This is a genomic window from Pseudomonas sp. 5Ae-yellow, from assembly GCF_014077575.1.
Lineage (GTDB): Bacteria > Pseudomonadota > Gammaproteobacteria > Pseudomonadales > Pseudomonadaceae > Halopseudomonas > Halopseudomonas neustonica.
Genome location: NZ_JACGWE010000009.1, coordinates 59,877 through 81,940, shown reverse-complemented (window position 1 = coordinate 81,940; position 22,064 = coordinate 59,877). Strand labels below are relative to the sequence as shown.

Sequence of the window (22,064 nt, the reverse complement as noted above, 5' to 3'; positions counted from 1 at the left end):
ATGTCGATCACCATTCCGGTGGCCAAGCAGCAACTGTTCGATCACCCGCGATACTGGGCCGAGTGTTTTGGTCCGGCGCCTTTTCTGCCGATGTGCCGGGAGGAAATGGATCAACTGGGTTGGGATAGCTGCGACATCATCATTGTGACCGGTGATGCCTATGTCGACCATCCGTCTTTTGGTATGGCTATCATTGGCCGATTGCTGGAAGCGCAAGGCTTTCGCGTTGGTATCATCAGCCAGCCAGATTGGCAGAGCAAAGATGATTTCATGAAGCTGGGCAAGCCGAACCTGTTCTTTGGTGTGGCTGCTGGCAACATGGATTCAATGATCAATCGCTACACGGCGGATCGTAAGGTGCGCTCTGATGACGCTTACACGCCAGGTGGCAAGGGTGGTAGCCGACCTGATCGTGCCAGTCTGGTTTACAGTCAGCGCTGCCGTGAGGCATTCAAGGATGTGCCACTGGTGCTCGGTGGTATCGAGGCATCGTTGCGCCGGATTGCACATTACGATTACTGGCAGGACAAAGTTAGACATTCGCTGCTGATTGACTCCAAAGCCGATATTCTTCTTTACGGTAACGCTGAGCGTGCTGTGGTTGAGGTTGCGCATCGCCTTAGCCGCGGTGAGCTGATTCAGGATATTACCGATATCCGTGGCACGGCCTTCGTACGTCGTGACACGCCGGAGAACTGGTTTGAGCTGGATTCGACGCGTATTGATCGTCCCGGCAAAGTCGACAAGATCATCAACCCTTACGTGAACACCCAAGACACCAGTGCGTGTGCGGTTGAGCAGGCCAAGGGCCCCAGTGAGGATGAAGGCGACGAGGGTGTGCAGGTTGTACAGCTGTTGCCGCACCCACGTCTGGAGCGTGATCATACGGTGATCCGCTTGCCGTCGTTTGAAAAGGTCAAGAGTGATCCGGTGCTATATGCCCACGCCAACCGTGTGCTGCACCTGGAGACCAATCCTGGCAACGCCCGCGCGCTGGTTCAGCGTCATGGTGATCGCGACGTATGGTTCACGCCGCCGCCGATTCCGCTGTCGACTGAAGAAATGGACTATATCTTTGGCCTGCCTTATGCGCGCATTCCGCATCCGGCTTATGGTGATGCCAAAATTCCGGCTTACGACATGATCCGTTTTTCGGTCAATATCATGCGTGGCTGTTTCGGTGGTTGTACCTTCTGTTCGATTACCGAGCATGAAGGGCGAATTATTCAGAATCGCTCGCACGACTCTATCATCCGCGAGATAGAAGAGATTCGCGACAAGGTGCCCGGTTTCACCGGTGTCATTTCCGACCTGGGTGGCCCTACGGCCAACATGTATCGCATTGCCTGTAAGAGCCCGGAGATCGAAGCGGCATGTCGTAAGCCGTCTTGCGTGTTTCCCGGTATTTGCGAGAACCTGAATACTGATCACTCATCCTTGATTGGTCTGTATCGCAAGGCGCGCGAGCTACCTGGCGTTAAAAAGATTCTTATCGCCTCCGGGTTGCGCTATGACCTGGCCGTGGAGTCTCCCGAGTATGTGAAGGAACTGGTCACCCACCACGTCGGCGGTTACCTCAAAATTGCTCCCGAGCACACCGAGGATGGTCCACTGACCAAAATGATGAAGCCGGGCATCGGCTCTTATGACCGCTTCAAGCAGATGTTCGAGAAGTATTCCAAGGAAGCAGGCAAGGAGCAGTACCTGATTCCTTATTTCATCGCAGCTCATCCGGGCACCACCGATGAAGATATGATGAATCTGGCGCTTTGGCTCAAGCGCAACGGCTTCCGCGCAGATCAGGTCCAGGCGTTCTATCCTTCGCCGATGGCTACCGCGACGGCCATGTACCATTCCGGCAAGAATCCGCTACGCAAAGTGACCTACAAGAGTGATGGCGTGAATATCGTCAAGGGCGAGCGTCAGCGCCGCCTGCATAAGGCCTTTTTGCGTTATCACGACCCCAAGAACTGGCCGTTGTTGCGCGAGGCGCTAAAGGAAATGGGGCGCAGTGATTTGGTGGGTAACGGTAAGCAGCAGTTGATTCCGACCTTCCAGCCTGCTGTAGAAGGCTATCAGAGCGCCCGGCGCAAGAACTCTACCCCTACAGGTAGCAAGAAAGCGGGCAGGGTGCTTACCCAGCACACCGGGCTGCCGCCGCGTGAAACGGGGGCTGCGCGTAAAGGTGCTCGCAAGGGCAGCCGCACGACGCGCTGAAGCTAATCGCTATCAGGCTTATACAGCTTATCTAATGGCCTGTCTGCGTGGCCTCAACTAGTCTTTACAGATACCCGGTTCGCGCCGCGCGAACCGTGTCTAAGACGAGGGGTCTCCCATGCGCACATACACATATATTCTTTACTGCTGGCTGAGTGATTACGCTGCCGCTGCTGGAGGTTATCCTAAGCCGGCGTTTGCATCAGTCAGGACAGATTAACTGCCTGCTGCCTGATTGGCTTTTTGATCGCGCCAGTGCTGTATCTGTTCGCGCAACTGGTTTAACTCAACGGGTTTAGCCATGTGCCCGTTCATACCGGCCTTACGCGCTCGCTCACGATGTTCCGGCAATATGTGGGCGGTGAGAGCAATGATGGGTACCGGGTGGCTCCCTTGCCTGGCTTCCCAGGCGCGGATCTGCTGTGCAGCCGTGAAGCCGTCCATTTCGGGCATCTCACAATCCATCAGAATTAGATCAAACTGCTCTTGTTGCGTGGCTTCGAGCGCACGTTTGCCGTTGTCAACGCTGCTGACTCCTACGTTCAGCTTTGCCAGCATACCCTGAATGACTTTAGTGGAAATGGCGTTATCCTCCGCTACCAGTACGCGGAAATCACCTGCCACGATCGTTTTTGCCGCAGTCGGCTCTGCTGCGTTGTGATGTTCTGTGTCTACTGCCGAGGTATTGCGTAGCTGACTCCACTCATCAATTAGCGTAGTGCGCAGTGTGTAACCTGCTACGGGCTTGCTGAGGATGCGACGAATGCCCGCGTTACGCGCAATGACGCGACTGGGTACCTGGTTGATGCCGGTCAGCATGATAACCAGCAGGTCGTTGTGCAGCACAGGATCATCCTTTATGCGAGTGGCTAGCTCGACGCCGCTCATCCCGGGCATGGATTGATCCAGTAGCAGTATTTCGAACGGAGCGCCCAGGTTGGCTTGAGTTCGCAGCATAGCCAGAGCCTCCCGTCCGCCTGCTGCGCATTGGCTACGCATGCCCCAAGCGGCAGCTTGCTGCTGCAGTACCTTGCGGCAGGTTGCATTATCGTCGACGATCAATACATTGCGGTCCTGCAGGCAGAGTCCGTTAGGGTCTGCGGTAAGACTGTTATCAAGCTTGGCTGCGGGCAGGCTGAACCAGACGGTAGTGCCAGTGCCTTGCTCGCTGCCGTATTTCATCCCCAGGGTGCCTTGCATCATGGCGATAAGTTGCCGAGCGATCACCAGCTGTAGGTAGCCATCATTATCTGAGTGCTCCAGCAGTCTGGCGGTACTGAGATCCTTGCTCAGCAGGTTTTCACGGGCATCGTCCGGCATGCCAACGCCGGTATCTTGAATCGCAAAGCGCAACCTTTGATCACGCTCTTTGCGTTCCAGGCCCACTACCAGGACGACTTCACCCTCCTCGGTGTATTGCAGGGCATTGGCCAGCAAATTCATCAGGATCTGTCTTAGCCGTGTGGGGTCGCCTTGCATAGTGCGGGCAACGTCGGGATGAACGAATCCAATCAGTTCTATGCCTTGGTTCTCTGCTCTATTGCGGTAGATGTCCAGACAGTCGTTGACCAGTGCATGCAGGTCAAATTGGACCTCTTCTAGCAGCAGTTGGCCTGATTCAAGGCGTGAGACATCCAGAATTTCATTGATCAGGTTCAGCAGATCATTACCCGAGCCATGGATGGTTTGCACGTAGTCGCGCTGTTTGGCCGAGAGCGCTGTATCCAGCAGTAGCTCGCTCATGCCCAGCACGCCGTTCATGGGCGTGCGTATTTCATGGCTGATACGGGCAAGAAACTCGGCTTTGGCACGCTGTTCCGCCTGTGCCGTGGCGGTATCCTGGCGCTGGCGGATACGCTGGCTCAGTTTCCCCTGCAGGCGCTTGTACAGGCTCCAGGTATAAGCGACAAGCCCGCTCCAGAGCAAGATGTCAGCCAGGTAGGCGTAGGATGGAAGGTCGTCCAGATAATGTTCTACCAGGGCGTTGCTCAGCAACAGTAAATGGCCGATGCAGAAGGGCAGGTTGAAGTGAGTCCCCTGCATTCGCAGATGAATGGCCAGTGCCAGCCCAAACAAGGGTAAGCCAAAACGCAGTAGATCAGACGCCAGATGGAATTGGGCCGGGAAACTTGCAGCGATGGCCAGCAGCACAGTTGCAACCACGCTAAAGCCTACAACGACCCTACGCTCGCTGTTGCAGTGCTCAGTAGGTAGGCGACTTAGTAGTAGTAGCGCGAGCAAGGGATAGGCGCATAGTGACAACACTTGAGCGAGGTAACCGTGCACTGTAAAGGGACTTTTTGCGGCCCAGCTGAGGCTGTCCAGGCCGCTGAGCGCAAGAATCAGGCTGATGCCAGCCAACACCAGGTGATAAGGGTCGCGCCCGAGTGAGCCCTGTAGCGCGCCGTGCAGGAACAGCGCCAATAGCAGGCCGATCAGGATCCCCTGAATACTCTGCTGGAACGCGTGCTCGGAAGCCGCGCTGCGGGCGTCGATGACGCCAATACGAGTGGTGACAGGATAATCGTTACTTAAGCGCACGAGCAGCTTTACGCTTTCGGGCGGCAATTGCACGAGCGGCAAAGCCAGGCCTTTATAAGGCAGTGGTCGCGCAGCCGGAGAACCAAGTTGTCCGGTTTGGTACAGAGGAGTAGCGCCCTGTATGGTCAAACGATACACAGCTACATCCGCGATGGCTGGATTGCTAACGGTGAGGAGCTTGTCTTGAGACTGGCTTAACGTGAGTTCGACCCAAAGCACTGCGCCTTTGCCTGGCAGCGTTAGCGGTGCATCGAGAGCGGGTATAAAGCGGTTGGCGTAACGATTTGACAGTATGTCGTCCAGCTCGAGTTGGCCGGTGGGGTCGACGAAGGTTTTATAGTCAGGCGTTATGGCGTCAGCGGAGGCAACCCAGCTCGAGAGTGTGAAAGCTAGGCCCGTGAAAAGAGCGAGCAGTAGCGAGCTAATGTGCTTCACAATCGATTATGTCCTGTCCTTGGGCGATGATGCTAACGTGCTTGCTGTCTCAATAAATCACCGATGCAGTATAGACCAAGGTCTTTGTCGCTGAAACGGTCCATGCGGGACAGCAAGGTGTCCCGCATGGACTGATTGGCTTATTACTTCCGCCCGATGGCGCGATAGCCGATGTCTGAGCGGTAAAAGCTACCTTCCCATTGTATTTGCTCTGCCAGGCGATAGGCTGCCTGCTGTGCGGCCAGCACGTCATCACCGAGCGCGGTTGCGCAGAGCACGCGACCGCCACTGGTGACTACCTGGTTGCCTTCCAGCGCTGTGCCAGCGTGGAACACTTTGCCATCGCTGGCCTTTGCCTGATCGAGACCGGTGATTGGCAGACCTTTGGCGTAGTTACCGGGATACCCCCCGGCGGCCAATACGACTCCCAGACTCGGACGCGGGTCCCAGCGTGCTTCAATCTGATCCAGTGTTCCTGCTTCGGCAGCTTCAACCAACTCAACCAGACTGGATTGCAGGCGCAGCATGATGGGCTGGGTTTCCGGATCGCCGAAGCGGCAGTTGAATTCGATTACCTTTGGGTTGCCGGCGGTATCTATCATCAGGCCCGCATAGAGAAAGCCTGTATATCGGTTACCTTCGGCAGCCATGCCTTTAACGGTAGGCCAGATCACTTCATCCATGACCCGCTGGTTTACAGCGTTGGTTACGACCGGTGCCGGTGAGTAAGCGCCCATACCACCGGTGTTAGGGCCAGTATCGGCATCACCGACGCGTTTGTGATCCTGGCTGGTAGCCATGGGGAGTACATGTTCGCCATCGACCATGACGATGAAGCTGGCTTCCTCACCATCAAGAAACTCTTCGATCACGACACGAGATCCGGCTTCGCCGAAAGCATTGCCAGCCAGCATGTCGCGTACGGCATCCTCTGCTTCCTGCAGCGTCATGGCGACTATCACACCCTTGCCCGCTGCCAGGCCGTCGGCTTTGATAACGATAGGTGCGCCGGTTTGCTGCAGGTACGCCAGTGCTGGTTCGATTTCAGTGAAGTTCTGGTAGTTAGCCGTCGGGATCTGATGGCGAGCCAGAAAGTCTTTGGTGAAGGCCTTGGATCCCTCCAGCTGTGCGGCACCCGCGGTAGGGCCGAAGCAGGGCAGCTGATGTTCACGGAAGCGGTCGACCACCCCTGCGACCAGCGGGGCCTCGGGGCCAACGATAGTAAGGCTGACATTGTCGCGGGCAAATGCCACCAACTTGTCGATCGCCAATACGTCGATATCGACGTTCTCGCACTTTGCCTCGATGGCGGTGCCGGCGTTACCGGGTGCAACAAAGACTTTTTCGACGCGGCTGTCCTGTGCGACTTTCCAAGCCAGCGCGTGTTCGCGTCCGCCACTGCCAATAATCAGTACGTTCATTTTTCTCTCCTTGGGAGAGAGCGGCAAGCTTCAAGCTTCAAGCTGCAAGCGGCGCTGTTGGGGCGTTTCGCTTGCGGCTACGGCTTACGGCTTGCGGCTCAGAGTTTAGTGACGGAAATGGCGCATGCCGGTGAAAACCATTGCCATACCCGCTTCATCCGCTGCTGCAATAACTTCTGCATCACGCATGGAGCCGCCTGGCTGGATGACCGCACTGATGCCATTTTTTGCTGCGTTATCGATGCCGTCACGGAACGGGAAGAACGCGTCTGAAGCCATTACCGCGCCTGGCACCTGCAGCCCTGCGTGCTCAGCCTTGATGGCGGCGATGCGGGCTGAATTCACGCGGCTCATCTGTCCTGCGCCAATGCCCACTGTTTGCCGTTTGCTGGCATAAACGATGGCGTTGGACTTGACGTATTTGGCCACTTTCCAGGCAAAGACCAAGTCGTTGATTTCCTGTTCGGTGGGCGCGCGTTGAGTGACTACCTTGAGATCTTCTGCGGTGATCATGCCAATGTCGCGGCTCTGTACCAAAAGACCGCCATTAACGCGTTTAAAGTCCCAGTCAGCCAAACGTTCGCTGGCCCAGTCGCCACATTCCAGCAGGCGTACGTTAGCTTTGGCAGCAACCACTTCGCGGGCAGCGACACTGATGCGCGGCGCGATAATGACTTCGACGAACTGACGATCAACAATGGCTTTGGCGGTATCGCCATCAAGCTCGCGGTTGAAGGCAATAATGCCGCCAAATGCGGATTCGCTATCGGTGGCGTAGGCCAGCTCATAGGCTTGTCTGATACCGCCTTCGGCGTCAGGCACCACGGCAACACCGCATGGGTTGGCGTGCTTGACGATCACGCAGGCAGGCTTGGTGAAACTCTTGACGCACTCCAGTGCCGCATCGGTATCGGCCACATTGTTGTAGGACAGTTCTTTGCCTTGTAACTGGGTGGCGGTGGCAATACTGGCCTCGGCGGGCGTGGCTTCTTTGTAAAAAGCCGCCGCCTGATGCGGGTTTTCACCGTAGCGCATGTCCTGCGCCTTGATGAACTGGCTGTTGAAGGTACGCGGGAAAGTACTGCGCTCTTCGGTGCTCAGGGTGTCCCGGGTCTGCTCGATAGTGCCAAGATAGTTGGCAATCATGCCGTCATAGGCAGCGGTATGTTCAAAGGCTTTAAGCGCCAGGTCGAAGCGCTGTGCATACGTCAGACCGCCTTGCTTGAGGCTGTCGAGGATGCTGCTGTAATCATCGGCGTTGACCACGATAGCTACGTCTTTATGATTCTTGGCTGCGCTGCGCACCATGGTTGGGCCGCCGATATCGATGTTCTCGATGGCATCGGGCAGGCTACAGTCTGGCTTGGCTACCGTTGCGGCGAAGGGGTATAAGTTGACCACAACCATATCGATCGGCTGAATGCCATGCTGCTGCATGACGTCACCGTCCAGGTCACGACGACCCAGAATGCCGCCGTGAATTTTGGGGTGTAGGGTCTTTACTCGACCGTCCATCATTTCCGGGAAGCCGGTGTAGTCGGCTACTTCCACCGCAGCAATGCCCTGTTCGCGCAGTAGCTTGAAGGTGCCACCGGTTGACAGGATTTCAGCACCCAGAGCGCTAAGTTCGCGGGCGAATTCTACAACGCCTGTTTTATCGGACACGCTGATCAAGGCTCGACGTACGGGCAGACGAGTGGTTTGGTCGGTCATCTTGGATCCAGTTTCAAGGTGGTGGGTATTTGGTTGAGTCTGCCGGCTCTGCAGTGTCGAGCCGGCACAGTCGGACATCGCGTTAGAGAAGTCCGTACTGCTTGAGTTTCTTGCGCAAGGTGCCACGATTCAGCCCCAGCACTTCGGAGGCGCGGGTCTGGTTACCTTTGACGTAGTTCATGACGCTTTCCAACAGCGGCGCCTCTACCTCGGACAGCACCATGTTATAGACATCGGTGACGTCCTGGCCTTCAAGGTGCTGAAAGTAACTGCGTAACGCCTCGTCTACGCTGTCGCGCAGAGGGCGTGGGTGTCGCGCTTCGTCGCTGCCGGTGGCAGGAAGGGGGGATGGACTGCTGTTGCTCACGGTGGGATTTCCGTCAAAAAAGGTAGAGGTTTCGAGGTTCATGCTGCTAGATCTCCTTCCAGCAGGCGGCTGAAATACTGATTTATTGCGTGGTGTTGCTGATCTGCACAGGTCAGTGCGTTAAAGCTGCGGCGAAATTCGCTCGCGCCGGGCAGTGTTTGCAGATACCAGCCGACGTGTTTGCGCGCGATACGGGCGCCATGCTCGGCACCATAGAACTGGTGCAGTGCTGCCAAGTGTTCACTGAGAATCGATTGCTGAAGCGCGAGGTCTGGAGCCGGCAAGTGGGTACCGGTGCGCAGGAAGTGATCAATCTCTCGAAAGATCCAGGGGCGACCTTGCGCGGCACGGCCAATCATGACGGCGTCAGCCCCGGTTTGCTGCAGCACATCCCGCGCTTTCTGCGGGGTTGTGATATCGCCATTGGCAATGACCGGAATAGAAATGGCCTGTTTGATGGCTGCTATGGTGTCGTATTCGGCGTGACCGGTGTACAACTCTGAGCGAGTTCGGCCGTGCACTGCCAGGGCTTGAATGCCGCTAGCCTCGGCGATTCTGGCGATATTGACGCCGTTGCGATTGGTCTGATCCCAGCCGGTCCGAATCTTCAAGGTGACAGGTACCTGGACGGCGGCTACCACGGCTTCGAGGATCTCGGCGACCAGAGCTTCATCGCGCAGCAAAGCTGAGCCGGCGGCCTTGTTGCAGACCTTCTTTGCCGGGCAGCCCATGTTGATATCAATGATTTGTGCGCCAAAATCCTGATTCATCCGGGCTGCGTCAGCCATCATCTGTGCATCGCCACCGGCGATTTGTACCGAGCGTGGTTCTGGCTCACCGGTATGGTTGAGGCGTAACTGTGATTTGCGAGTGCCCCACAGGCGACTGTCGCTGGTGACCATCTCGGACACCACCATGCCCGCACCGAGCTTGCGGCACAGCTGCCGAAAGGGCTGGTCGGTCACTCCGGCCATGGGGGCGAGAATGACAGGGTTAGGTAATTGGTAAGGTCCAATGCTGAGCACTTACAGGTCCATCCCTGTGCTGTCCGGTCACTTGTCCGGCTGTCTGTTCTGCGGAGTCACTTCACCCGCGCCGAGCCATTGGCTCAGTCGCAGATAAGAAGTGTGAAAAGGGCGAACATAATACCTGCAAAGCATGACTGGTTAAAGACTGATCTGGCTGTTTTTTGTACAGTTTCGCATTGACTAATTAGCCAAGAACAACTATGGCCGCGGGCGATCAGGGGCTGAGAAAATCCAGGTTGTAGCTAGTTGCTTTGGGGCCGGGAGCAACCATGCTGAGCGCAATGTGGATAGGGGTTTGTGGTGGCATCAGGTTACGCCCGGCCAGTTCTCCACCCAGGTATTCTTCTGGCCGAAAGCGTTTCTCGCTGACGCTATCACCACGATTGTCGCTGAAGGTCATGCGCACAACAGGAAAAGGTTGTGGGTAATCAGCGCGGTTATAAATGATGACGTCAATAGCTACTGCATTGGGGAATTCGGGATGTGGCCGAACCAGCAAATTACTACTACGAACCAGGCTAATATCGACGCGAACCGGAAGTTCACAACCAGCCAACAGGCAGATGCTTTCCAGCATGGGGCGCAAGCGGGCATCGCGGGCCCAGGCATCAAAGTTGTAGGTGACAGCCTGAGCCACCAGGGCGACTACTGCGAGCAGGCACAAGGGTGTCCAGATCCAGCTTTGGCGGCGGCGGGGCGGGTATCCGACTTCATCCAGCAGTAGTGGCTCGTCCTCCAGTTCGGGGAGGGTTAGGTTACCATCGAGGCTTGGTTCGCTGCGGGTTTTACTGCTCTTGCTCTGATGTTGCTCTTCAGTATCACTGGGTTCTGCTGGCGCGGGCTCAGCCGAGAGACCTGTTTCTAGTGTTGCCTGGTCGTCTTTTTCAACCGGTGTGCCAGCAGGCTTGCCGCGCATAAAGATTCCGCCGGGCACTGTTTCATCTTGCAGAGGCAGCAGGCGTGCCTTGGCTGGAGTCGTATCTTGCGCGGCTTTATGTGTCTGGCTTTCGGGTTCTGCGGGGGGGGGGCTGGTTTTCTGTGCTTGCAGCGCTGGTGCTGGCGCAATGGCCAGAAAATCGTCGTGCAGATCCAGCCCGCTGTCATCGCTGCTGTGGGGTTCGCCAACAGTGGTGTCATGTTCAGGGAGTGGTGATTGATCCGGCACTATTGGTGAGATCTGCTGTTCGGGTTCTCTTTGTTCTGGCGCTTGCGGCTGCTGCGTGCCCATGGTGGCCCGCGACTGCTCCGGCTCGCGGCTGGCTGATAGTGGCGGGTTGACCTCCTCGACAATGGACTCGTCCAGCCCCAGAGCTTCCAGGTCGAGGTCGTCCAGCTCGAGGTCATCGTGAATCAGCAGCTCGCCTGCGGCGTTGTGACGCTCGGCTGGCGTTGATGTTGCAGGCGCTTTGGTATCGCTGTTATCCAGTGCATTGAATACCTTGAGGCAGGCACCACAGCGAACATTCCCGGCGGCTGCGCTCAGTTGTTCCTGAGACAGGCGGAAGTGAGTTTTGCAGTAAGGGCATTGCGTTACCTGCAGTTCGCTCATGGTGTGCCAGACATCCTGTACGTGTGACGGACTCGAGTGGGTATTTTGCCTATAAGCGGGTCAGGCTGTCACTGCCTGCGACGACCACTAACACGTATCCAGCCATCCTGCTCGGCGACCGGGTCCAGTTCAAAGAAACCTTGATAAGCCGTTAGGATCTCATCGGTTTGTTCGGCCAAAATACCGGATAGAGCAATCAGTCCGCCGGGCTGCACCAGGCTGGCGAGTTGCGGCGCCAGGCTTACCAGTGGACCCGCTAGAATATTTGCAACGACCACGTCGGCTGGTTGCTGGGGCATATCTTCTGGCAGGTAAAGGCTGAAGTGCTGGTCGGCGATCTGGTTGCGCTGCGCATTGTCCCGGGAAGCTTCCAATGCTTGCACGTCAATATCGGTTCCGACGGCGTGACTTGCGCCAAGCAACAGGGCTGCGATGGCCAGGATGCCTGAGCCGCAACCAAAATCGATAATCTGCTTGTCGGCTAGTTGCTGGCCGTCGAGCCAGGCGAGGCAGAGTGCGGTTGTCGGGTGAGTGCCGGTACCAAAAGCCAGGCCTGGGTCCAGCAACAAGTTAACCGCTTCCGGCTCGGGCGCAGCGTGCCAGCTTGGCACAATCCACAGGCGCTGACCAAAGCGCATGGGATGGAAATTATCCATCCAGCTACGTTCCCAGTCCTGATCCTCGATTTGCTCTAGCTCATGGGCAGGTAGCTCGCCCTGATGCAGCAGCTTGAGGTGCTGAATTAGTGTGTCAGAGTCAGTGTCTGCTTCAAATAGCGCGAGCAGATGGGTATTGGACCAGAGCGGGGTTGTACCCAGGTCTGGCTCGAAAATGGGTTGGTCCTCGGCATCCATGAAGGTTACCGATACCGCACCAAGTTCCAGTAATTCGTCCTCCAGACGTTCGGCCTGCTCTGGGGTAATGGCGAGACGCAGTTGCAACCAGGACATGATTTACCTCAAAAGCTGGAAGCTTATAGCTTGAAGCTGAAAGAAAAACCGGGATGCGATACTTCGCATCCCGGTGTGGGGCAGTACTGCTTGCCTCTGACTGGGCTATTTCAAACCCAGCTTATGCTCCAGGTAGTGAATGTTAACGCCACCTTCACAGAAACCAGGATCACGAACCAGCTCACGGTGCAGCGGTGCGTTGGTCTTGATGCCATCAACTACCAGTTCATCGATTGCGTTGCGCATGCGCGCCAGTGCTTCATCGCGGGTAGCACCGTAAGTGATCAACTTGCCGACCAGAGAATCGTAGTAGGGCGGTACTTTGTAGCCACTGTACAGGTGCGAGTCAACGCGCACGCCGTTGCCACCGGGGGCATGGTAAAAGGTAACCGTGCCAGGGCTTGGCATAAAGGTTTTGGGGTCTTCTGCGTTGATCCGGCATTCGATGGCGTGGCCACGAATGACGACGTCGTCCTGGGTGAAGCTCAGTGGTTGGCCAGAGGCCACCAGGATCTGCTCCTTGACGATGTCGATACCTGTGACCATCTCGGACACCGGGTGCTCGACCTGTACGCGGGTGTTCATCTCAATGAAATAGAACTCACCATTCTCGTACAAGAACTCGAAGGTACCTGCGCCGCGGTAACCCAGATCGATACATGCCTGCACGCAACGGGCCTGCACTTCAGCGCGGGCCTTTTCGTCGATACCGGGTGCCGGTGCTTCTTCAATGATTTTCTGGTGACGACGCTGCAAAGAGCAGTCGCGGTCGCCCAGATGAATGGCATGCCCCTGGCCATCAGACAACACCTGCACTTCGACGTGGCGAGGGTTGGTGAGGAATTTTTCCAGGTAGACCATCGGGTTGCCGAAGGCAGCCCCTGCTTCGGTGCGGGTGAGCTTGATTGACTTGATCAACTCGGCTTCATCGTGCACTACACGCATGCCGCGCCCACCGCCACCGCCAGCCGCTTTGATGATGACCGGGTAGCCGACGCGTTGACCGATGCGCAGGCACTCTTCATCGTCATTTTCCGGTAGCGGGCCGTCTGAGCCAGGCACAGTTGGTACACCGGTCGCCTTCATGGAAGCAATGGCCGATACTTTATCGCCCATCAGGCGAATAACCTCAGCACTGGGGCCGATGAAGGTAAAGCCGGAATTCTCGATCTGCTCGGCGAAGTCGGCATTCTCAGCCAGGAAGCCATAGCCGGGATGAATGCCATCGGCTCCGGTGACTTCGGCCGCGCTGATGATTGCGGGAATGTTCAGGTAGGAGTCAGTTGCACTGGGTGGGCCGATACAGACGGTTTCGTCCGCCATTGCCAGGTGCATCAGCTCGCGGTCAGCGGTGGAATGCACCGCTACGGTCTTCAACCCCAGCTCCTTGCATGCGCGAATAACGCGCAATGCAATTTCACCACGGTTGGCTATTAGTACTTTATGCATCGAAGGCTCCGGGCCGGGCTCAGGCGATGCTGAACAGGGGTTGATCGAATTCCACCGGCTGGCCGTCATCTGCCAGGATGGACTGAACCACGCCGCTCTTGTCGGCTTCAATGTGGTTCATCATTTTCATGGCTTCGACAATGCACAGCACGTCGCCAGCTTTGACGCTCTGGCCTACTTCAACGAAAGAGGCAGCGGCCGGTGAGGGCGAGCGATAGAAAGTGCCGACCATGAGCGAACGTACCAGATGACCGGATGGCTCTGCCGGTGCTGCTTCTACAGCAGGTGCAGCTGGCGCGGCGGCAGCTGCTGGAGCAGGTGCGGCTGCAACCGGCGGTGCGGCGTAATACTGTGGTGCAGCGGGTTGCTGGCTGTGGCGGCTAATGCGAACGGATTCTTCACCTTCGTGAATTTCCAGCTCGTCGATGCCGGACTCTTCCAGAAGCTCGATTAGTTTTTTGACTTTGCGAATATCCATTGATGCTTGCACTCCAGAGCAGGGTTAATCGTATTCAGGATTGTTCTATTTTGTGTATTGCTGCCTGCAGGGCCAATTCGTAGCCCTGGGCGCCCAACCCGCAAATCACGCCTTCGGCAACGTCCGAAAAATAGGAGTGATGACGGAAAGGTTCGCGTTTATACACGTTGGATAAGTGAACTTCGATAAATGGGATGCTCACTGCGAGCAATGCGTCACGTATTGCGACACTTGTGTGTGTAAACGCGGCTGGATTGATCAGGATGAAGTCGATGGCCTCATCGCCGGCGGCGTGAATACGCTCGATCAATTCATGCTCGGCGTTGCTTTGCAGGCTCAGCAGATGGTGGCCGCGTTGGCTGGCAAATTCGCGCAGATGCTGGTTGATCTGCTCCAGCGTAGTGGCGCCATAGACGCCGGGCTCGCGGCTGCCGAGGCGATTGAGGTTGGGTCCATGCAGGACCAGTATGCTGGCCATTAACGTTTATTCCGTTGCTGAGTCCGTGTGACTAGGCAGTCAGTGAGTTAGTCGGCAGTTTGCCGGAAACAGATTGCACTGTCCATAACCTGAAGGTTAGCACCAAATGCCAGCATGATGCCCGCATTAAGGCGTAATGTTGCCGGAGGCGGCCTGTTGCAGTACACCCATGAATTCAGCTTTGTTTACTTCACCCTGAATTCGCAGGTCAGTCAGTTCGCTGCCAGAAGGGCTGAAAAACAGGTAGGCCGGAGGGCCAAAGAGCTGATGGTCAGTGAGCCAGGTGCGCTGCGCTGTTGTGTTCTCAGTCAGGTCGAGCTTGATTCGGGCGTAGCCTTTCAACGCTTCGCGTACGTCAGGCTGGCTCAATATCTCGCGCTCCATGATTTTGCAGCTGATGCACCAGTCAGCATAAACGTCGATGATGGCCGGCTGTTGTTGCGCGGCCGCAGTGCGCAACGCTTGGTCGAGCTGCGCAGGGTCGTCGACAGTGACGAACCAGTCAGTACTGACTTTATTGTCTGAGGCTCCGCTGAAGGGCTGTAACGGGCGCAGTGGGTCTTCACCGCCGGCGAGCGCGCCGAATAGCGCGGCGCTGGCATAGAGTGCTACCAGTAGGGCGAGCGTGCGTCGCAGGTGGTTGCCATGGTCGGCGCTGAATAAGCCGATACGTACGGCCAGCCCGGCAGCTAGCGCCGCCCAGAGCGCCAAACTCAGGGTGCCTGGCAGTAAGCGTTCCAGCAGCCAGATAGCGACTGCGAGCAAACCAAAGCCAAACAGATGTTTCACCGTGTTCAGCCACGGGCCGGAGCGTGGCAATAAGGCGCTGCCAAACAGGGCGACCAGTAGCAATGGAACGCCCATGCCCAAGCCGAGAGCGAAGAGTTTGAAGCCACCGCCCAGCGCATCGCCGGTAGTGCTGATGTAGACGAGTGCGCCAGCCAGCGGTGCCGAGATACAGGGTGATACCACCAAGGTGGATAGCACGCCCATGCTTGCCGCTCCGGCCAGCGAGCCACCCTGGGTACGGTGATGCATACGCTCAAGGGGCTCGCGCAGAAAACGCGGAAGGTTGAGATCAAAGTGACCGAACATGGCCAGGGCAAAGAGGGCAAAGAAGGCGGCGAAAGCGCCGAGAACCCAAGGCGACTGCAGGCGGGCTTGTATATTCAGCGCTGCACCGAAGCTGCCAATCAGGGCACCAACAATGGCTAGCGTGACTGCCATGCCGAGCACATAGGCCAGCGCCAGGGTAAGTGCGCGGCCACGGCTGATGCTTGCGCGTCCCAACACGAGGCTCGACAAAATGGGCAGCATGGGTAGTACGCAGGGAGTGAATGTCAGCCCCAGACCCGCGACAAAAAACAGCAGCAAGGCCAGTCCGCCGGATTCCTGGTCCAGGAGTTGGCTAAAGCCGATTGTTGTCACCCTTGAGTCAGAGGTACTGGCGGCGCCAGAGTCCGGCAGCTCCAGGGTAACGACTTCGGGTGGGTAGCAGAGTCCGGCGTCTGCGCAGCCCTGAAAGCCCACAGTGAGTTGATTGGCGCCTGCTGCCAGCGCACTGACGTCGAGCACTACATCAAGCTGGTTGTAATACACCTCTACGTCGCCAAAGAACTCGTCAGTTTTGTGCTTTCCCTCGGGTAGCTGGGGCGTCAGCTCCGCGCCGTGCAGGGTAAAATGCAGACGGTGGCGATAGAGGTAGTAGCCGGGGGCTATATCGAATATGACGCGAATCTGCTGGTTGTTGGCATCCAGCAAACCGGGTCGAAAGGCTTCATGTACTGGCAGGAAGTCGGCCTGGTTGCTGCTGCCTTGAAAGGAGCTGGTCAGCGAGCCAGAGGCGTTGCTGGATGTGTTCGGGAACGCTGCCTGCGCGTTGCCCGCTACTAGCAGACACAGCAGGATGAAAAAACGGAACAGTCGCATCGTGCACCCGGCCAAATAAGGGACAGCCATCATAATGGCTGGTTGGTCCGGGGGAAAGGGCGGGTGGCCGCGCGCGCTGAAGGATTCGTTGCTGAATCCTTCAGCGCTCAGATTTTAAACCCGGATACGGCAGATACCAGGGCATCACTGCGCAGGCCGATCTGCTGAGTGTGCTTTTGGGTCTCGCCCACCATGCTCAGGTTTTGCTCGGTTAGCTGGCGAATTTGCTGGCTGTTTTCACGGATGGTGCGCACCTGGTCTGACTGGGTATCAGTGTGGTTTGCGATGTGCTCGGCTAGTTCGCTGATGCGCAGTATTACGCGCACGATGTTATTCAGGGCGGCTTCTGCACGCTGGCCCTGTTGGGCAGTATGTTGGGCGTGTTGTACCTGCGCGGTCATTTGCCTGGCTGATTGCCGGGCGACGTTTTGCAGGCTCTCAATCAACTGTTGGATTTCCTGGGTGGAGCCGGCTGTGCGTCTGGCCAGTTGCCTGACCTCGTCGGCAACCACGGCAAAGCCACGGCCCGCTTCACCGGCACGCGCGGCCTCAATGGCAGCATTCAGCGCCAATAGATTGGTTTGCTCTGCGATTCCCTGAATGACCTGCAGCACGCTGCCTATGGTCTCGGATTCGCTGACCATACGATCAATCGTACTCGCAGTGGCTTCCACGTCACCGACCAGCTGCTGCATTTGTACTATGGTGCCGCCAATAACTTCTTGGCCATCATGCACCTCCTGGTTGGCGGAGCGGGCCAGTTCGGCACTCTCGGCAGCGCTAGTCGCTACCAAGCGTACAGCGTCCTCCATGCTGCCAATATCCTGCGTTATCTCCTGAGTGTCCCGTTGTTGCTGAGCCGCGCGGTCATGGGTTGCGGCAGAGAGCTGCTGCAAATGCAAGCTGGTGCCGCTCAACGCCTCAGCCTGCTGATTGATTGTGGTGACCAAGTTGATCAGGTAGCTGCGTAGTTGGTTGGCCGAGAGCTCCAGCTGCACCAGTTCGCTGGTTTTGCTCTGGGTTTGTACCGGTTCGCGCAAGTCGCCGCTGGCGAAGGTAGTCAGCGCTGGTGCGAAATGGTTTATGGCGCGAGCGACAGAGCGCTGGATGTGGTCGATGATGAGTGCAATGACAATAATAAGAGCGATGATGGCAAGCTGCACATTACGTATCTGATGAGTAATGCTGTCGCGTTCGGCCGTCAGCGCCGGACGGATAAGGTCGGCGCCTTCCTGCAGCTTGGTGATTTGCTGGCGGGTTATGTCCTGTAGTCTGGCGCGCTGTGCAATCAACTCGCCGGTGCGCTCAAGCTCAGTGGGATATCGTGCCAGCAGGGAGGTCAACGCCCTTTTGTAGTCTTCTCCGGGGTCGCTCTGGGTGCTTTTGACGCTACTGTCTATGCCCAGCAGGGAGGCGAAGGGGTCTTGGTTGTCATCGCTTTCGCTAACGACGCCCAGCAGTGGCAAGGTCTGAAGCTCTTGCACCTCTTTCTGTGCTCCGGCTATTAGGCGCTTCAGGTTCTCAAGCAGCGATGGGTCGTCCTGACTGAACAGGCGTGCGCGGGCCAGGCTGATGCGCAGCAGGTCGTGCTGCAGATTATCCAGTATTCTGATGTAGTTCAGCGCCTGTCGGTTGTTTTCCAGCGCGCTAGCATTGGCGTAAAGGGTCAGGTTGTGTAGTTCGCCCAGTATTTCCCGTTCGGCCTGCACCAGCAAGGCTTGTGGGTCGCCGGCCAGCTTGCCCACGGCGAGCAGGTCGCCACCGACAAATGTGGTGAAATCGGCAAGCGGTTGTTCCAGTGGCTGGCGGATGCGGGCAGGCAACTGCAGGAGGCTGTTTGCCAGTTCGGTCGCGGTGTTTTGCGCCTGCTGATGACGCAATGCATCACCGCTGCGGCGGTAAGCTTCGGTGTCGCGCTGCAGGCTTTGTACTTGAGCGACTATATTCAAGTAGGTGTCCATCAGCCCGTAGGGTGCTTTCAGCGCGTTTTGTGACCACCAGAGGCTTGCGCCTAGGGCTATACCTACAGCGACTAGCAATCCGGTGTTAAGAAAGGTGAGTGTTTTTAGGCGCATGGCAGACCCGCTGATGCTGGAGTGGGGATGGGCGAGCCTGCGAGCATAATGTCATTTGTGTTGCAGATTGATGAATGATGGCTATATGCCTTGCTTGTTCGGCGGTCGTACTGGCCTCGCCCGCATCCGCCCGTGATATGCTGGGTGCAGATTTGAAACAGGAGTGCAGACATGAGATTCGGAAAGCGCACGGAGCTGAGTGGCGATAGCAGCATGACCGGTTCGATGGTCGGTAAGATCGTTTTGGTGGTCCTGCTGGTATATCTGCTGATATGCCTGGTGGTAGGTTGGTATTGGAGTCGTGAACCTGATCTCGGCCCCTTGGTTGCCAGTCCCGAGCAAAACCAGATGGTGACCGGGGAGTACACCGCGCGCACGCTGGACTCGCTCATGGTTGAATTGTTGAATAAACCCGGCGGCTATCTCAGTAATGATCGTTTTCCACCCGGACTATGGCTCGACAATATGCCGAGCTGGGAGTTTGGGGTGCTGGTTCAGGTGCGTGATATGAGTCGTGCGCTGCGCCGAGATATGGCGCGCTCGCAGTCGCAGTCGACTGAGGATGCCAATCTGGCCAAGGCAGAGCCTCTGTTCAGCACCAATAACAACCGCTGGATGTTTCCCTCCAGCGAGAGTGAATACCGCAAGGGCATGAAGCAGCTGGAAAGCTATATCACCCGTCTGCACCAGGGCGATGCTCAGTTTTATGCTCGTGCCGATAATTTGGCGAGCTGGGTAGGTGATGTCAGCACGCGGCTGGGATCTCTGTCGCAGCGTCTGTCCGCTAGTGTCGGACGTGCACCTTTGATCGAAGGCGGCAAGCTGGGTAACACGACTCCTTGGCTGGAAATCGACGATGTGTTCTATGAGGCGCGCGGTACCTCTTGGGCGCTGGTCTATTTGCTGCGTGCGGTCGAGCATGATTTTCACGACGTGCTGGCGAAAAAGAATGCGTTGATCAGCCTGCAACAGATTATTCGTGACCTGGAAGCAACTCAGGAAACGCTGTGGAGTCCCATGGTGCTGAACGGTGGCGGCTTCGGTGTACTGGCAAACCATTCACTGGTAATGGCTAATTACTTGTCACGCGCAAACGCAGCGATGATCGACCTGCGTCGGTTGCTTGAACAGGGCTAGTCAGTGAATAAATCGGCAATAGAGGCGTATCTCGCGGCATCTGCGGCGGAGCTCGTAACCTATGTTGACGAGAACGACCGGCCGCTAGGTGCAGTGAGTCGTGGTGACGCGCAGGTGCGCGGGCTAATTACCCGCTGCACCTTTATTTTTGTATTCAATTCCAGCGGCCAGCTCTGCCTGCATCAACGTACCAACCACAAGCGTTTGTATCCGGGCTTTTGGGATGTTGCGGCAGGTGGTGTGGTGGCAGCGGGTGAGAGTTATGCGCAAGGCGCTGAACGGGAGTTGGCTGAAGAATTGGGCGTGTTTGGTGTCGAGTTGACCGAGCACCTGCGCTTTTATTTCGAATCCTCCGACAGCCGGCTTTGGGCGGGTGTGTTCAGCTGTTGCTGGGACGGTCCTTTGGTTTTGCAGCCTGAAGAAGTGCAGGATGTGCGCTGGATAGATCCGCATAGTCAATGGCAGCGTGACGGCGAACAGTATGCGCCAGACTCGCTGGATGCCCTGCAGCGGTTGCTGAAACAAATTTCTGTGGAATAGCATGATGAAAAAGAATGGCCTGCAGGCCTTGGGTGGCCTGGTCTACTCAACCGAGACCGGACGTATGTGCCCGGATTGCAGTCAGCCCCAGGCTGAGTGCCGTTGCGCCGAGCCAGCCGTGCCGGAGGGCGATGGTGTTGTGCGTGTGCGGCGCGAGACCAAGGGGCGTGGTGGTAAGACCGTTACCAGTGTGTCGGGTGTGCTGCTCGCTGCTGATGAGCTGAAAACACTGGCAAAGAAACTAAAGAATCGCTGTGGCTGTGGTGGTTCGGTCAAGGATGGTGTGATCGAAATTCAGGGAGACAAGGCCGAGTTACTGGTTGAGTTGCTTACGCTCGAGGGTTTCAGGGTTAAGCGAGCCGGTGGCTAGCGCGTGGTGCAGCGCGGTAACCTATTGACGCTATGGCGCGATATGCCTACCCACAAACGGGTCTGGGCTATCGCGCTGCCGATGATACTGTCCAATATCAGCGTGCCCCTGGTTGGTCTGGTCGATACGGCGGTTGTCGGCCACCTTGACGGTGCCCACTTTCTTGGCGGTGTGGCCGTTGGTAGTACTCTTTTTACGTTCGTTCTATGGGCTGCCGGCTTTCTTCGTATGGGCACTACCGGCTTCGCCGCGCAGGCCTGTGGTGCGGAAGATGGCACGACGCTGCGCCGCGTGCTGCTTCAGCCGCTCTGGTTGGGGTTGCTGATCTCTCTGGCTGTTTGGCTGTTGCAACAGCCATTGATTGATATGGGGCTGTATTTTCTGGATAGCAGCCAGGCGCTGCTCGATCAAGCGCGGCTTTACGTCGGCATCCGGCTTTACAGTCTACCCGCTGCTCTGGCCAACTTTGTTTTGATTGGCTGGTTTATTGGCGCTCAGAATAGTCGCTTCCCGTTTTTACTTCTGCTTGCGGTCAACCTGAGTAACGTGCTGCTGGATCTGCTGCTGGTAGTCGTTTTGCAATGGGGTGTGGCTGGCGCGGCTTGGGCTACGGTGTTTAGCGACTGTCTCGGCCTGCTGCTGGGGCTTTTTCTGTTGCGTCCAGTCCTGTTGCGTTACCCGGGCCGGTTTGCCTGGCTGCAGGCGCTGCGTCTACAAGGTGCTGCGCCGTTGATTCGCGTAAATCGCGATATTCTCATTCGCACCCTGGCGCTGGAGTCGGTTTTCTATCTGTTGGTTGTACAGGGCGCGCGGTTGGGTGACGAAGTGGTTGCCGCCAACGCGGTGCTGCTCAATTTTCTTTTGCTGACCTCGCATGGCCTTGACGGTTTAGCACACGCGCTGGAAGCCTTGGGTGGACATGCGCTTGGTCGGCGAGATCCACAAGCACTGCGCAAGGTGTTGGTGGTGGCGACGTTATGGTCGCTAGTGCTCAGTTGCATTTTTGTGCTGCTGTTTCTACTGTTGGGTCAGCCGATCATCAGCTTGCTTACCGATTTGCCTGACGTCAGACGTCAAGCGTCGATATACCTCCCCTGGATGGCGGTTATGCCGCTAGCTGCTGTGTGGAGCTATTTGTTGGATGGCTTGTTTATCGGAGCTTCTCGCGCACGCGCCATGCGTAACGCTATGCTGGCAGCTCTGCTGCTGTATCTGCCATTGGCCTGGAGTCTTCAAGGACTGGGCAACCATGGCGTATGGCTAGGCTTTTTCTGTTTCATGTGGCTGCGTTCGATACTGCTGGGGGGCTGGTTTGTGTATCTGTGGCGGCGCGACCGCTGGATAGTCTGATACTCACAGCGGTGATTCGCTGATGAGAGGCTATGCT

General features: G+C 57.0%; 16 protein-coding genes and 1 pseudogene. 5 read left to right on the top strand and 12 right to left on the bottom strand.

Features of this window, described 5'->3' with window-relative positions; all coding sequences use genetic code 11:
* Nucleotides 1-2,181, top strand: a pseudogene (locus H4J77_RS08040) (YgiQ family radical SAM protein); the annotation flags it as partial.
* A gap of 252 nt (nt 2,182-2,433) precedes the next feature.
* Here H4J77_RS08040 and H4J77_RS08035 read toward each other — a convergent pair.
* The 12 genes from H4J77_RS08035 to H4J77_RS20320 form a co-directional block, all read right to left on the bottom strand.
* Entirely contained in the window at nt 2,434-5,193 is a 2,760-nt protein-coding gene (locus tag H4J77_RS08035; protein WP_123887662.1) for a response regulator, read from the bottom strand.
* A gap of 143 nt (nt 5,194-5,336) precedes the next feature.
* Nucleotides 5,337-6,614 carry a phosphoribosylamine--glycine ligase gene (gene purD / locus H4J77_RS08030; RefSeq protein ID WP_123887663.1) on the bottom strand — a complete coding sequence of 426 codons (1,278 nt, stop codon included), beginning with the start codon at nt 6,612-6,614 and terminating at the stop codon, nt 5,337-5,339.
* A gap of 105 nt (nt 6,615-6,719) precedes the next feature.
* Entirely contained in the window at nt 6,720-8,327 is a 1,608-nt protein-coding gene (gene purH, locus H4J77_RS08025) for a bifunctional phosphoribosylaminoimidazolecarboxamide formyltransferase/IMP cyclohydrolase (protein ID WP_123887664.1), read from the bottom strand.
* 82 nt (nt 8,328-8,409) lie between these two features.
* Complete coding sequence (gene fis, locus H4J77_RS08020; RefSeq protein WP_123887665.1) at nt 8,410-8,736, bottom strand: DNA-binding transcriptional regulator Fis; 327 nt, start codon at nt 8,734-8,736, stop codon at nt 8,410-8,412.
* Nucleotides 8,733-9,668 (bottom strand): tRNA dihydrouridine synthase DusB, encoded by a 936-nt coding sequence (gene dusB / locus H4J77_RS08015; protein WP_235869606.1) that lies wholly within the window; start codon nt 9,666-9,668, stop codon nt 8,733-8,735. Before dusB ends, fis begins: the two co-directional genes overlap by 4 nt.
* Nucleotides 9,669-9,936: 268 nt before the next feature.
* The gene (locus tag H4J77_RS08010) at nt 9,937-11,271 is read right to left on the bottom strand and encodes a zinc-ribbon and DUF3426 domain-containing protein (protein ID WP_123887666.1); all 1,335 of its coding nucleotides are present in this window, start codon (nt 11,269-11,271) and stop codon (nt 9,937-9,939) included.
* Between the two features lie 68 nt (nt 11,272-11,339).
* Nucleotides 11,340-12,221, bottom strand: coding sequence for a 50S ribosomal protein L11 methyltransferase (prmA, locus tag H4J77_RS08005; RefSeq protein ID WP_123887667.1), 882 nt, complete (start codon nt 12,219-12,221; stop codon nt 11,340-11,342).
* A 105-nt stretch (nt 12,222-12,326) separates the two neighbouring features.
* On the bottom strand, nt 12,327-13,670 hold the full coding sequence (accC, locus tag H4J77_RS08000; protein ID WP_123887668.1) for an acetyl-CoA carboxylase biotin carboxylase subunit: 1,344 nt from the start codon (nt 13,668-13,670) through the stop codon (nt 12,327-12,329).
* 19 nt (nt 13,671-13,689) lie between these two features.
* Nucleotides 13,690-14,148, bottom strand: a complete 459-nt coding sequence (gene accB / locus H4J77_RS07995) for an acetyl-CoA carboxylase biotin carboxyl carrier protein (protein ID WP_123887669.1) — start codon at nt 14,146-14,148, stop codon at nt 13,690-13,692.
* Between the two features lie 34 nt (nt 14,149-14,182).
* Nucleotides 14,183-14,626, bottom strand: a complete 444-nt coding sequence (aroQ, locus tag H4J77_RS07990; RefSeq protein WP_123887670.1) for a type II 3-dehydroquinate dehydratase — start codon at nt 14,624-14,626, stop codon at nt 14,183-14,185.
* A gap of 126 nt (nt 14,627-14,752) precedes the next feature.
* Complete coding sequence (gene dsbD, locus H4J77_RS07985) at nt 14,753-16,549, bottom strand: protein-disulfide reductase DsbD (RefSeq protein WP_372237832.1); 1,797 nt, start codon at nt 16,547-16,549, stop codon at nt 14,753-14,755.
* A 113-nt stretch (nt 16,550-16,662) separates the two neighbouring features.
* Nucleotides 16,663-17,367, bottom strand: coding sequence for a methyl-accepting chemotaxis protein (locus H4J77_RS20320; RefSeq protein ID WP_148079638.1), 705 nt, complete (start codon nt 17,365-17,367; stop codon nt 16,663-16,665).
* 1,434 nt (nt 17,368-18,801) lie between these two features.
* On the opposite strand from H4J77_RS20320, the gene H4J77_RS07975 reads away from it, so the two are divergent.
* From H4J77_RS07975 to H4J77_RS07960, 4 genes are read left to right on the top strand one after another with little or no spacing between them, the layout of a single operon-like run.
* A complete protein-coding gene (locus tag H4J77_RS07975) occupies nt 18,802-19,767 on the top strand; it encodes a DUF2333 family protein (RefSeq protein ID WP_123887673.1) in 966 nt (321 codons plus the stop codon).
* 3 nt (nt 19,768-19,770) lie between these two features.
* Nucleotides 19,771-20,307 (top strand): NUDIX hydrolase, encoded by a 537-nt coding sequence (locus H4J77_RS07970; RefSeq protein ID WP_123887674.1) that lies wholly within the window; start codon nt 19,771-19,773, stop codon nt 20,305-20,307.
* 1 nt (nt 20,308) lies between these two features.
* Nucleotides 20,309-20,677: a translation initiation factor Sui1 gene (locus H4J77_RS07965; protein WP_123887675.1), complete on the top strand. Its 369-nt coding sequence runs from the start codon at nt 20,309-20,311 to the stop codon at nt 20,675-20,677.
* A 42-nt stretch (nt 20,678-20,719) separates the two neighbouring features.
* Nucleotides 20,720-22,027 carry an MATE family efflux transporter gene (locus H4J77_RS07960; RefSeq protein ID WP_123887676.1) on the top strand — a complete coding sequence of 436 codons (1,308 nt, stop codon included), beginning with the start codon at nt 20,720-20,722 and terminating at the stop codon, nt 22,025-22,027.
* The last annotated feature ends 37 nt before the right edge of the window (nt 22,028-22,064 follow it).